This window comes from Lewinella sp. 4G2, assembly GCF_001625015.1.
Taxonomy (GTDB): domain Bacteria; phylum Bacteroidota; class Bacteroidia; order Chitinophagales; family Saprospiraceae; genus Neolewinella.
Map to the genome: position 1 here is coordinate 794,277 of NZ_LVWJ02000014.1, position 13,508 is coordinate 807,784.

Annotated in this window: 8 protein-coding genes; all 8 read left to right on the top strand. The window is 54.0% G+C overall.

The annotated features are described in order from the left end of the window. Positions 1–197 precede the first annotated feature (197 nt). The gene (locus A3850_RS04700; RefSeq protein ID WP_068214692.1) at positions 198–3,584 is read left to right on the top strand and encodes a DUF4175 family protein; all 3,387 of its coding nucleotides are present in this window, start codon (positions 198–200) and stop codon (positions 3,582–3,584) included. 230 nt (positions 3,585–3,814) lie between these two features. Continuing rightward, complete coding sequence (locus A3850_RS04705; RefSeq protein WP_068214693.1) at positions 3,815–4,201, top strand: ATP-binding protein; 387 nt, start codon at positions 3,815–3,817, stop codon at positions 4,199–4,201. 2 nt (positions 4,202–4,203) lie between these two features. After that, positions 4,204–4,653, top strand: coding sequence for an rRNA maturation RNase YbeY (ybeY, locus tag A3850_RS04710; protein WP_231915279.1), 450 nt, complete (start codon positions 4,204–4,206; stop codon positions 4,651–4,653). Between the two features lie 187 nt (positions 4,654–4,840). Beyond that, positions 4,841–7,300, top strand: a complete 2,460-nt coding sequence (thrA, locus tag A3850_RS04715) for a bifunctional aspartate kinase/homoserine dehydrogenase I (RefSeq protein WP_068214695.1) — start codon at positions 4,841–4,843, stop codon at positions 7,298–7,300. Next, positions 7,300–8,235 (top strand): homoserine kinase, encoded by a 936-nt coding sequence (locus A3850_RS04720; protein ID WP_068214698.1) that lies wholly within the window; start codon positions 7,300–7,302, stop codon positions 8,233–8,235. The genes thrA and A3850_RS04720 overlap by 1 nt, the downstream gene beginning before the upstream one ends. Positions 8,236–8,261: 26 nt before the next feature. Next, positions 8,262–9,593, top strand: a complete 1,332-nt coding sequence (gene thrC / locus A3850_RS04725) for a threonine synthase (RefSeq protein WP_068214700.1) — start codon at positions 8,262–8,264, stop codon at positions 9,591–9,593. Positions 9,594–9,876: 283 nt separating this feature from the next. Beyond that, entirely contained in the window at positions 9,877–12,213 is a 2,337-nt protein-coding gene (locus A3850_RS04730; RefSeq protein WP_068214702.1) for a M1 family metallopeptidase, read from the top strand. A gap of 153 nt (positions 12,214–12,366) precedes the next feature. Beyond that, positions 12,367–13,470 (top strand): diphosphomevalonate/mevalonate 3,5-bisphosphate decarboxylase family protein, encoded by a 1,104-nt coding sequence (locus tag A3850_RS04735; RefSeq protein WP_068214703.1) that lies wholly within the window; start codon positions 12,367–12,369, stop codon positions 13,468–13,470. The last annotated feature ends 38 nt before the right edge of the window (positions 13,471–13,508 follow it).

Genomic DNA, 13,508 nt, shown 5'->3' on the forward strand with positions numbered 1-13,508 from the left:
AACGCCAATCATATTGCCATCTTCCGCGTGACAAAAGCTAATTTTTTGAGTGGCTCGAGCGTTGTCCTTCAACCCCCGGGCAGCAAATAGCTTTATCGTATCTTGTTGTCCCTTTGCAACTTGATCACTTTTCGTTAAAGAATAGTGATGGGTTTCCCGTCTTACTTTAGAGTGTATTCCAGAATTTTCGCAATCCCATGCCTCACGCCAACCAATCGGTCTCCAGCCATTACGATCAGCTGATTCAAAAATTGGATCAGTTTACCCGTAAGTACTACATCAATAGTGTCATTCGCGGCCTGCTTTACACGGTAGGTCTGGTACTTGCGTTGTTTCTGCTAGTCAGCTTACTGGAGAGCCAGTTCTACTTCAGCACGGGGACTCGCAAATTAATGTTCTACGGTTTCCTTGGGCTCAGTGTATTTGCCCTCGGTGCCTGGGTGCTTTTGCCTCTGAGCCGTTACTTCCGTTTGGGAAGCGTGATCAGCCACGAAAAGGCGGCGGAAATGATTGGCCGCCACTTCACCAATGTGAAGGATAAACTACTCAACGTCCTCCAACTTCGCCGTCAGGCCGGGGATGCGGGAGACTCCGCTCTGCTGCTGGCTTCCATCGATCAGAAGTCAGCTGAGATCAGCCCGGTACCTTTTCGCTCCGCGATCGACCTGGGTGAGAACCGCCGTTACCTGAAGTTTGCGTTGCCGCCGCTGCTGTTACTGTTCGTTATCCTCTTCGCCGCTCCGAGCCTCATCAAAGATTCTACCAACCGGCTGATTCGTAACGGCGATACGTTTGAACGGCCCGCCCCCTTCCACTTTGCGCTGCAGGGTGCGGAAGATTTGGAAGTGATTCAATACGGTGATTTTCCCATCACGGTAAAGGTCGAAGGCGACGTACTGCCCGCCGATGCCTACGTAGAAGTGGATGGCTACCGTTACCGCCTGCAAAAGGAGAATGCGAACACGTTCACCTACAAATTCAGCAACGTCCAGGAGGATACCAAATTCAAATTCCTCGCCGCTGAGGAGGAAAGTGAGGACTACACGCTGGCCATCCTACCGAAACCAAACATCGCCTCCTTCACCGCCGAGTTGGACTACCCCAACTACCTGCGCCGCAAGGATGAATCCGTCACCAATATCGGTGACCTGACCGTGCCCGCCGGTACCCGCATCAAGTGGGTCTTCGATACGGAGAATACGGACAACATCAGCCTGCTCTTCGCTAACCAGGGTGAATTGACGGAAGTTCGCCGCGACGGTAACGACCTGTTCAGCTTTGACGCCCGGGCCCTCCGCAATGACCGCTACACCCTTTATGTGGGTAATGACCGTCTGCCCTTGGCCGATTCCGTTAGCTACAACCTGTCCGTCATCCCCGATCTCCACCCGCAGATCTCCGTGGAGATGTTCCCGGACAGCACGGACGAAAAGCTACTCTTTTTTGCTGGGGAGGCCTCCGACGACCACGGTCTGACGAGTATTCGCTTCGTCTACCGTGTCAAGAGTGGCAAGACTGGAGTCGAGGGTGAGGAACAAGTGGTGCCCATCAGTGGCCCCGCCGGTAAATCCGCCCGTTACGATTACGTCTGGGATTTGGTTAACGACCTACAGTTGGAGCCAGGAGATGAGCTGACTTACTATTTCGAGACCTTTGACAACGACGCGATCAACAACTACAAGAGCGCGCGCACGGGAGTGATGGCGTTCCGCAACCCCTCGACGGAAGAATTAGAAGAAAAAGCCGAAGCCAATGACAGCAAGGTCAAGGACCAACTCAAAAAAGCACTCGACGCTACCAAAAAACTGAAGGAAGACACCAAGGATCTCAGGGAAAAGATGCTCCAGGAAGAAGAGATGGACTGGAAGATCAAGAAGGAACTCGAAAAACTGCAGGAGCGCCAGCAGGAAGTCCAACAACAAATGCAGGAAGCCCAGAAAGCCTTCGAGGAAAACCTGGAGAATCAATCCCAGCAGGATCAGGACATCCAAGACAAGCAGGAAAAACTCCAGGAGATGTTCCAGGAGTCCGCCAATGAGGAGATGGAGGAGCTCATGAAGCAGATCCAGGAACTGATGGAGGAACTCAACAAGGACGAAGCCCTCAAGAAAATGGAGGACATGGAAATGTCCGACGAAGAAACGGAAGCCGAACTCGACCGCATGCTCGAACTCTTCAAGGAGTTGGAAGTAGAAAAGGAAATGCAGGAAACCATCGACAAACTCGAAGAGCTGGCCAAAGAACAGGAAGAGCTCGCCGAGGAAACGGAGAAGGGCGAAACTCCCCAGGAAGAACTGGAGGAGAAGCAGGAAGAAATCAAAGAGGAATTCGAAAAACTGCAGGAGAAACTCGAAGAAACCGAAGAGAAAAACGAAGAACTCGAAAAGCCTATGGATCTCGAGACGGAGCCAGAAGCTCAGGAAGAGATCAAGGAAAGCATGGACAAGGCCCAGGAGGAGATGAAAAAGGACGATAACGCCGCCGCCTCCGAACAACAGAAAAAGGCCAGCCAGAAAATGAAGGAAATGGCTGAATCCATGGCCGGCTCCATGGACGCCATGGCCAAAGAAGGTGCCGAAGAAGACCTCGAAGCCATGCGCCAACTACTGGAAAATATCGTCGACCTGAGTTTCGACCAGGAGGAAACGATGAACGATCTTCAGAAGACCACGGTGAACACTCCGCGTTACGTGGAACTGGTTCAGGATCAGTTCCAGATCAATAACGACTTTGAACTGGTGCGTGATTCCCTCAACGCCCTGGCCAAGCGCAATTTTGAGATTGAAAGTTTCGTCACCGAGAAAGTAAGTGAGATCCGCCTCAACCTCAAGAACACCGTCAAGGAATTGGAAGAACGCCGTACTCCCCAGGCCGGCAACGTGCAACAACGCGCTATGACGGGCCTGAACGATCTCGCCCTCATGATGAGCGAGAGCATGGCCAACGCCCAGCAACAAATGGCGGGGATGATGGCCGGCGACCAGCAGTGTGAATCACCCGGCTCCGGTAAGGGTAGCAAACCCGGTAAACCCAGCTCCAACCCCGGTTCTGACGGCCAACGTAGCCTCAATGACGCTATGGAAAGCATGAGCCAAGGCCAGAAAGGCCAGGACGGCTCCGAAGGAAAGGACGGAAAGGGTAAAGACGGCGGCGCTTCCGCCAAGGAATTTGCCGAAATGGCCGCCCGCCAGGCTGCACTGCGCAAAGCACTGGAGGCCAAACAAAAGGCCCGCCAGGAAGGTGGCCAGGGAATCGACCCCGAACTGCAGGAACTCATCGACCAGATGAACGAGACGGAAGAAGACCTCGTCAACAAGCGCCTCACCACCGAAATGATGAGCCGCCAGCAGGAGATCCTTAGTAAAATGCTGGAGCACGAAAAAGCCGAGCGCCAGCAGAAGCAGGACGAGAAGCGTAAATCCACCACCGCTGAGCAGCAACGCCGGGAAATGCCCGCCAGCCTCGAGGAATACCTCAAGCAACGCCGCGCCGAAGTAGAAATGTTTAAGCGGGTAACCCCGGAGCTTAACCCTTATTTCCAGGGCTTGGTGAACGAATATTTCCGTTCGCTGCAGGGCCAATAGGCTGAACAACAAACATTTAACGGTGATTTCGGTATTTATGATGCTGCTTAAGTGAACCCACACCCCCTAACAGTGTGTTGACTAAAAAGACAGCGCGAAATTTGCTTATCTCAATGCTGTTGTTATATTGCCGTCATTGACGGGTTTTTTCGTGACTTTCCCCTTTCCTGTTAGTCATATTAAGCGAAATAACCCTTCCGGCCGTCAGAACTCAAATCGCAAATCCGTCTATGCTTACGTTAGCTTCCGACCCCTCCAACATCAGTCAAGTTGAGCCTTACGCAGAGCAAATTGCTAATCAGTATCACCTGGCCCCGGAGAAACGGATCAACCTGCTCATCAGCCTGACGGAAGCGGTTACCAACGCCATTATGCACGGCAATAAGCAGGATCGTAGCAAACTCGTCAAGATCCAGTGCGCCAAGACTGCGCGCCACCTCGCGGTAAGGGTATCCGATCAGGGGCCTGGCTTTAACTACGATAGCCTACCGGACCCCACTTCCCCCGATCGTATCTGCGAATGCGGTGGCCGCGGCGTCTACCTGATGAACCAACTCTGCGATACCGTAAAGTTCAAGAACGGTGGCACGACGGTGGAGATGCAATTCAGCTTCTGATCTTGGGTGATAATATTGAGTTCCACGTAGAAGAAGGTGGAACGAGCCTCCCGGAAGAACAGTACGCTCCGCTCACAACGTGGATCGAGCAAATCATTGCAACTCGCGGAGGCCTAATGGGCCCCATCAACTACATTTTTTGCGGTGATACCTACCTCCACGCCATGAACGTGGAGTACCTCGACCACGATACGTTAACGGATATCATCACCTTCCCCTACGAGCGCTTCCCGACGGTCTCCGGAGATCTATTTATTTCAACGGAAAGGGTAAAGGAAAATGCCGTCGACATGAATGCTAGCTTTCGGGACGAACTCCACCGCGTCATGATCCACGGCGTCCTCCACCTCTGTGGCCAGGGAGATAAGAGTGATGAAGAAGCCAAAGAAATGCGGAGTCTGGAAGATTGGGCGCTATCCCAACGACCCGCTGAGTTGACGGGTGAAGCATGAGGGGATTTTCGAGTGCGCTAACCGCCACCTTTCCGCCCGGTACTACTCATTGTAAATACCGCCAGCAAAGTCAGCCCCGAACACTGGATTTACCCCATCTTTACGGACTTTTTAGGTCAAACTTCCGCATACCGGCACCCCTCCGGATCGTAGCTATTTCACTGGCTGCGGGCTAAATGAATCTGTTATGAAAGTCCTTAAGTTCGGCGGCTCGTCCGTCGCCAAACCCGAGCGCATCCGGGGTATTGTCGATATCCTTAAGAACTACTACGCTTCGGGAGACCACTTTACGGTAGTCTTTTCCGCTTTCGGTGGGGTAACGGATAGCCTGATCGAAATGAGCAAATTGGCCGCCGCCGGCGACGATCGCTACGGAGACGCTTTCAGCAAATTTTCGGCTCGTCATCAGGACGCCATTAAAGATCTGCTACCCGCCGGGGAACTCCGCCAGGAAACGGCCACCCAAATGCGGAAGTCCCACGAAGTCCTCAAGAATCTCCTTTACGGAGTATTTCTCGTGCGTGAGGCCAGCCCGCGGACGATGGATTACGTCCTCAGCTTCGGCGAACGCTCCTCTTCCTACATCATCGCTCAGACCCTGAAAAACGCTGGCGTACCCGCCGCTTACCTAGATGCCCGGAAAATTATCAAGACTGATAAGAACTTTGGCAGCGCCAAGGTAAACTTCGATAAGACCTACACCGCCGTTAAAGAATATTACTCTCAAAATACTGATATACAGGTAGTTACAGGCTTTATTGCGTCGGCAAAGGGTGGCCTCACCACTACCTTGGGCCGGGGTGGATCCGATTATACCGCCTCCCTCCTCGCCGCTGGGTTAGAAGCCCAAGCCATTGAAATCTGGACCGACGTAAGTGGGGTGCTAACGGCCGACCCCCGCCGGGTAAAGAAGGCTTTTACCATTCCCAAGCTTACTTATGCGGAGGCCATGGAGATGTCTCACTTCGGTGCCAAGGTCATCTACCCGCCTACCCTAATGCCGGCCTTACACAAGGGTATTCCGCTGTACATCAAGAATACCTTTGAGCCGGACTTCCCGGGTACCAAAGTCAGCCAAACGGGTGACGACTCTGGAGCAGCCGTGCGGGGGATCAGTTCCATCAATAACGTTGCGTTGCTCACCATCTCGGGTAGTGGTTTATTCGGCGTCCCCGGAATCTCGGCGCGGCTGTTTACCTCCCTTGCGCAAGAAGGGATCAACATCATTTTGATCACCCAGGGATCGAGTGAGCACTCGATCAGTTTTGCCGTCAAGCCGGAGGTAGCCCAACAAGCTAAGGAGGCCGTTGAGGAAACCTTTGCTTACGAAATCGATCGGGGCGTTGTCAACCCCATTAAGGTGGAGAAGGACCTCAGCGTCGTCGCCATCATTGGGGAGGACATGCGCCACCAGCCGGGGATCTCCGGTCGCCTCTTCCAGGCGCTTGGCAAAAATGGTATCAACGCCGTGGCCATTGCTCAGGGCTCCAGTGAACTCAACGTATCCGTCGTCATCCCGGCGGAGGATGAGAACAAGGCCCTGAATGCCCTCCACGAAGCTTTCTTCCTTTCGGATTACAAAACCCTCCACCTCTTCGTCGTCGGTGTCGGTTTGATCGGAGGAACCCTGATGCAGCAAATCGAAGACCAGAACGACTACCTCCGGGAAAAACTGGGGATGGAACTCAAGGTCGTCGGCATGGCCAATTCCCGGAAGATGATCATCGATCCCGACGGTATCGAACTGGCTAATTGGAAACGAACACTTACCGAAAAAGGGACGGAAGCAGACCTGGCCGTCTTCGTCGGGAAGATGCGGGACGCCAATCTGAGCAACAGCATCTTCGTCGATAATACGGCCAACGATAAGATTGCGACCTACTACGCTGGTATCCTCGACGAAAGCATTTCCATTTCTACGCCCAATAAAGTGGCTACGTCGAGTAGTTTCGATCAGTACGAAAAACTTCAGGCACTCGCTGCCAAACGGGGGGTACAGTTCCGTTACGAAACCAATGTTGGTGCCGGCCTGCCCGTCATCTCAACCCTACGGGACTTGCTGGACAGCGGCGATCGGATCCGTAAGATCGAAGGCGTCCTCAGTGGCTCGCTGAGTTTCATCTTCAATAATTTCGATGGAACGGCTGCCTTCGACGAAGTCGTCACTCAAGCTAAGGAAAAAGGCTTCACCGAGCCGGACCCCCGCGTGGACCTCTCCGGTAAGGACGTCGGTCGCAAGATCCTCATCCTCGCCCGCGAAACCGGCGTTGCGCTGGAATCGGAAGACATTGACTTGGTGGGTTTCCTCCCAGAGGGTGCCATGGAAGCCGCTTCCGTACCGGACTTCTTTACCGTCCTCGAAAACAACCGGGCCTATTTTCAGCAAATGTATCAGGAGGCTGCCGCGGAAGGTAAAGTTCTGCGCATGATCGCCACCCTCGAAGGCGAAAGAGCAAGCGTTGGTATCCAGGCCGTAGGGGAGGACAACCCCTTCTCTGGCCTGAGCGGAAGCGATAACATGATCGTCTTTACTACCGACCGTTACCGCGAGCGCCCACTCGTCGTTCGTGGCCCGGGGGCCGGTGCGGAGGTAACCGCCGCCGGTGTATTCGCGGAAATCATCAAGATTGGAAAATTCCTGAGCTAATGACTGAAGTACGCGTTTTCGCTCCCGCCACCGTAGCTAACGTAGCCGTTGGTTTCGACATTCTTGGGTTTGCCATTGACCGGCCGGGAGATGAGATTGTGGCCCGGCTCAATCCGGATACGAAGGGCCTGAGAATTACCGAGATCACCGGTACGGGAAATAAGCAACTTCCCTACGAAGTCGAGCAGAATACTGCTGGTGTAGCCGCACAGCGCCTGCTGGAACATCTTGGGCGTACGGAGATCGGAATTGATCTGGAGATCCACAAACGCATGCCGTTCGGTAGTGGATTAGGCTCCAGTGCTGCGAGTGCCGCCGGTGCGGTAGTGGCCGTCAACGAGCTGCTGGGCGCACCACTTAGTCGGGAATCACTGCTTTACTTCTCTGTCCTTGGCGAACAGGTGGCGGATGGTAGTTTCCACGCGGATAACGTGGCCCCATCGTTGGTGGGAGGTATCACGCTCATCCGTTCCAACGAATCCCTCGACATTCACAAACTACCGGTGCCAGAAAACCTTCAGGTAGCGGTCGTACACCCTGATATTGAGATACTTACGCGAGATGCTCGGGCAGTACTAGACGATCACGTGGCCCTGCCCACGGCCATCCGCCAGATGGGAAGCCTCGCCAGTTTCATCACGGCTCTTTATACGGATGACCTGCCCCTCCTGGGCCGGTCGCTGCACGATTATGTCATCGAACCACAACGGAAGCAACTCATTAAGGGCTTCGACGACGTAAAGGCGGCTGCTCTTCAAAGGGGTGCTCTCGGTTGCAGTATTAGTGGCGCCGGGCCAAGCGTATTCGCCCTCTGCGACTCCGGTTACCTCGCCCAGGCCGCCGGCCAAAGTATGCAGGAGGCCTTCGCCCGCTACGGTGTGGATAGCCAACTTTACGTTTCCCCGATTAACCAACAGGGGGTAACCATCCTTTAGCGCGCGGCACCCAAACCTGAATAACTATGCAATTCTACAGCACTAACGACGCAAGCCATAAAGTAGGCCTCGCCGAAGCCATCTTTCGCGGCTTACCCGCCGATAACGGCTTGTACATGCCCGAGCGGATTGATCCCCTACCCCTTTCCTTTTTCGAGGAACTTCCCAGTCTTTCTTTCGCTGAGATCGGGTTCCGGGTAACGCAGCACCTGTTGGGAGATGACGTCCCTGCGGAGGAGCTTAAAGCACTCGTATACGATGCCGTCAACTTCCCCGCACCGGTTGTCCGGTTGGACGAACGGCGCTCCGTACTCGAACTATTTCACGGCCCTTCCCTGGCCTTTAAGGATTTCGGGGCCCGCTTCATGTCGCGGCTCATGGGCCATTTTAACCGGGGCAACGATAAGCAACTGGTCATCCTGGTGGCCACTTCCGGAGATACCGGCGGGGCCGTTGCGGCGGGTTTTTACCAGACGCCCGGTATTGAGGTCGTTATTCTCTACCCAAAGGGTAAGGTCAGTGAATTGCAGGAAAAGCAACTGACTACACTCGGCCATAACATTCACGCCCTTGAGATTGAGGGCACGTTTGATGACTGCCAGGCTATCGTGAAGCGTGCTTTCCTCGACGAGGAACTGCGCAGCCAAATACGCCTGAGTTCCGCCAATAGTATCAATATTTCCCGCCTCATTCCACAGTCATTTTACTACTTCGAGGCCTACAAACAACTTGCGACCAAAGACCCCGTAGCCTTCTGCATTCCCTCGGGTAACTTCGGTAACCTCACCGCTGGCCTGCTGGCCATGAAGATGGGCCTCCCCGTGAGCCAGTTCATTGCGGCGACAAATCGGAATGACGTGGTACCCGAATACCTAAAGTCGGGCAATTACCGTCCCCGGCCTTCCGTCCCTACCCTTTCCAACGCCATGGATGTTGGCGCGCCCAGCAACTTCGCGCGCATGCTTAATCTTTACGGTCAGGTCAGCGGGCTTGATCCTCACGATCCGGCTACCCACGCTGCCATGAGTAAAGTGGTAACGGGTTACGCTTACGATGATCATCAAACTGAGGACACCGTACGTGAAGTAGAGCAGAAGTTTGGGTACACCATTGATCCTCACGGTGCGGTCGGTTACCTCGCGCTCACTGAGTGGCAACGGGATAATCCGAACGTCCAGGGAGTGATCCTCGAGACCGCCCACCCCAGCAAGTTTAAGCCGGACGTTGAGCGTATCCTCGGCCGTGCTATTGAGGTTCCGGAGCGCCTGGCAGAATTAGCCTTCCGCGAAAAGGTGAGTACTGAGTTTGGCACTGCCTTCGAACCCGTACGCCAGTGGTTACTCAAGCGCTACACCTGATTTGGGCGCTGCCGCAGGTGCGGAGAAATAGGTTAAGTAGCCTTTCGGTAAGGGGTGATGTTCCACGTGGAACGTCACCCCTTACTGATGGATGTCATCCTCTAGGTTCCACGTGGAACATTTGGTAGTTGGTGGTCAATTGGCTGTTAGATCGATCCGCATCCAATTACCCGGCACCTGCGGCAGCGCCCTAATAAGTAAGTGAAGAGACATATTGTATTGATCTTACGGAACGGCCTCGAGGACAAGTTTGTATCTTGGCGAAATAACCAAACCGACCCAAGTGAACAGAATTTACCTGTGGCTCTGCTTGCTCTGCCTTTCGGCCGGAGTGACCGCCCAAACGGAAGACATCAACAAAAACCCCTTCCGCCAACTCTACAATGAGTTGCCCACCCCAAACGTCTACCGTAACGCGGCCGGCGCCCCCGGCCACGAATACTGGCAGCAACAGGCGGATTACGAAATGGATATCCACCTTGACGACGAAGCGCAGCGAATCTACGGAACCTCCAACATCAAGTACCATAATAACTCGCCGGATGCCCTGGATTACCTCTGGGTACAACTCGACCAGAACGTGCGCTCACTCGACAGTGACACGTACAAGATCGGTACGAATTCCGTCAACGAACGGATGACCCTCAGCAGTCTTTCCCGCCTCGAACCTACGTTTGACGGTGGCTTTAAGATCGACTACGTGCAGGACGGAAGCGGCAAGCCAATGCGCTACGTTATCCAAAAAACAATGATGCGGATCGATCTGCCAAGCATGCTGAAGCCGGGTGAATCGGTAGATCTGAAGCTGAAGTGGTGGTACAACATCAACGACCGTATGAAGGACGGCGGCGGCCGATCCGGCTCGGAGTACTTCGAGGAGGATGATAACTACCTCTACACCATCGCCCAGTTCTACCCACGCATGGCTCTCTACACGGACAATGAAGGCTGGCAGAACAAGCAGTTCCTCGGCCGTGGTGAATTCACCCTGACCTTTGGTGACTACGACGTGAAGATTACCGTTCCGGCGGACCACCTCGTGGCCTCGACCGGTACCCTCCAGAACCCTAATGACGTACTGACCCGCAAGCAGCGGAGTGCGCTTGATAAGGCCCGTAAGGAGTTCGTACAGCCCGTGATCATCGCCTCGCAGGAAGAAGCCATTGAGCGGGAAAAGACCAAGGTGAAGAAGGAAAAGACCTGGCACTACAAGGCCGAAAACGTGCGTGACTTCGCCTTCTCCAGTTCCCGTAAGTTCATCTGGGATGCGATGGCCGTCAAGCAATCCGATGGTAGCACCGTGATGGCGATGTCGATGTACCCCAAGGAAGGTAACCCGCTGTGGGAGCGATTCAGTACCAAGGCCGTTGCGCACACCCTGAAGTGGTACAGCCACTATACGTTTGATTACCCCTACCCCGTCGCGTGGTCCATCAATGCCGCCAACATTGGTATGGAGTACCCGATGATCTGTTTCAACTTTGGCCGGGTAGAAGAAGACGGCACCTATAGCCAACGGACGAAGTACGGTATGATCGGCGTAATTATTCATGAGGTCGGCCACAATTACTTCCCAATGATCGTTAACTCCGACGAGCGGCAGTGGACGTGGATGGACGAAGGCCTGAATACCTTCCTGCAGTACCTCACCGAGCAGCAGTGGGAGCGCGACTACCCCAGCCGTCGCGGGCCCGCCGATAAGATCGTCGACTACATGAAGGGTGATAAGCAGTATATCTCCCCCATCATGACGAATTCGGAATCCATCTGGCAATTCGGTAATAACGCTTACGGCAAACCGGCGACGGCACTGAATATCCTCCGCGAAACGGTGATGGGCCGCGAGCAATTCGACTACGCTTTCAAGAAGTACGCCAACCGGTGGAAATTCAAACACCCCGCCCCCGCGGATCTCTTCCGTACCATGGAAGATGCTTCGGCCATCGACCTGGATTGGTTCTGGCGCGGCTGGTTCTTTACGACGGACCACACCGACATCGCGCTGACCGACGTCCAACCCTTCCGGGCCAATACCAAGAACCCAATGGTAGAGAATAACCTGACCCGTGAACAGCGGAAGGCAGCGGGAGAAAACATCAGCTCCATTCGCAACCGCGAAGAGATTGAACAGACCTACGATGAGCAAGATCCCAGTCTTCGCGATTTCTATACGGACTACGACCCCCTCAACGCCAATTACCTTGATAAGAAGGAGTACGAGGAGTACTACGCCGGGTTAAGCGATGAAGAGAAAGCCGTACTTGATGCCAACAAGTACTACTATGAGCTCACCTTCGAAAACAAGGGTGGATTGGTCATGCCAATCATCCTGGAATTCACCTTTGCCGACGGTACCACCGAAGTGCAGCGCATCCCCGCCGAGATCTGGAAGATGGATTACAAGAAGGTGAGCAAAGTATTCCCGTTCACTAAAGAGGTAACCAAAATCAACTTGGACCCCTTCCTGGAAACGGCGGATACGGATCGGAGTAACAACTACTACCCTTCCCAAACGGAAACAAATCGTTTTGACCTTTACCAGGGCCGCCGTCGTGGTGGTGGAGAAAACCCAATGCAACGCGACCGCCGCGCCAAGGAGGCTGAAGGGGCTGGCCGTTAGTAAATCGCCGCGCCATTACTGACCTTATTACTCCAACTTGGAGGGAAGGCCGGGTAGAGAGATCTGCCCGGCCTTCCCGTATTTATCCTATTCCTATGCTGACCCGCGACGGTAGATCCGTCGTATTTTGCGGCCTCATAAATACAGCTTTTGATGACCTACGACCGCCCCGACCTAACCATTATTTCCAGCGACGTACAGCCGGGTTCGCTGCGTTGGCGGAGCCCTTCGAACATTGCGTTGGTGAAGTACTGGGGGAAATACGGTGATCAATTGCCCCGCAACGCTTCCGTCAGCTTTACGCTGGATGGTGCGGCTACGGACACCACGCTGCACTACAACGTGAGAAAGGACCACGGTCAGGGGGTGGACGTCCAGCTATCCCTGGACGGTAAACTAAACGAAGGATTCAGCACGCGCACGGCAAAATTTTTCGAACGGCTTTTACCCATCTATCCCTTTTTGAAGCAATTAAGCTTCCGGATTGAAACCAATAATAGTTTCCCTCACTCCGCCGGTATCGCCAGCTCGGCGTCGGGGATGAGTGCCCTGGCCCTCTGCCTCGTCAGTTTGGAAGAAAAATTATTTGAGCCATTTAAGGACCGCGCCGCCTTCTTTCATAAGGCGAGTTACCTGGCCCGTTTGGGTTCGGGTAGTGCTTGCCGGTCCGTTTACGGTGGCGCAGCCGTTTGGGGTAAAGTCGATGGCGTCCCCACCAGCAGCGAAGAGTACGCCGTCGCGGTTACGGAAAAACTGCACCCAGTATTTCAGACTTACCACGACGATATTCTGCTGATCTCCAAATCAGAAAAGTCTGTCAGCAGTCGGGCCGGGCACGGTTTGATGGAGGGTAACCCTTACGCGCCCGCCCGGTACGCTCAAGCCAACCAGCGGACGAACGAGATGGTGGAGGTACTCAAAAGGGGAGACGTTGAGCGCTTCGGAGAGATCTTGGAGAGCGAGGCCCTTACTCTTCACGCACTGATGATGAGTAGCCAACCACCCTATGTTTTGATTCGGCCAAATACCCTGGCAGTGATTGAACGCTTGCAGGAATTTCGTTCATCAACCGGTATCCCACTCTACTTCACTTTGGATGCTGGCCCTAACCTCCACTTACTTTATCCAAATGTGGATGCCGCAAGTGTAAAACGCTTCATCCGGGAGCAGTTGCTGTATTTCTGCGAGGACCAAATGTACCTGGCCGATCGGGTAGGTAAGGGACCGGAGCAACTTGAAGTAAGTGTAAGTGATTGATAATCAGTATTTTACGTTCATATTGAGAGATGGTGAAC

Bases quoted from the DNA above. Each gene is read 5' to 3' on its own strand.
- A3850_RS04705 (WP_068214693.1), top strand. From the start codon at position 3,815: ATGCTTACGTTAGCTTCCGACCCCTCCAACATCAGTCAAGTTGAGCCT.
- A3850_RS04700 (WP_068214692.1), top strand. From the start codon at position 198: ATGCCTCACGCCAACCAATCGGTCTCCAGCCATTACGATCAGCTGATT.
- thrA (WP_068214695.1), top strand. From the start codon at position 4,841: ATGAAAGTCCTTAAGTTCGGCGGCTCGTCCGTCGCCAAACCCGAGCGC.
- A3850_RS04735 (WP_068214703.1), top strand. From the start codon at position 12,367: ATGACCTACGACCGCCCCGACCTAACCATTATTTCCAGCGACGTACAG.
- thrC (WP_068214700.1), top strand. From the start codon at position 8,262: ATGCAATTCTACAGCACTAACGACGCAAGCCATAAAGTAGGCCTCGCC.
- A3850_RS04720 (WP_068214698.1), top strand. From the start codon at position 7,300: ATGACTGAAGTACGCGTTTTCGCTCCCGCCACCGTAGCTAACGTAGCC.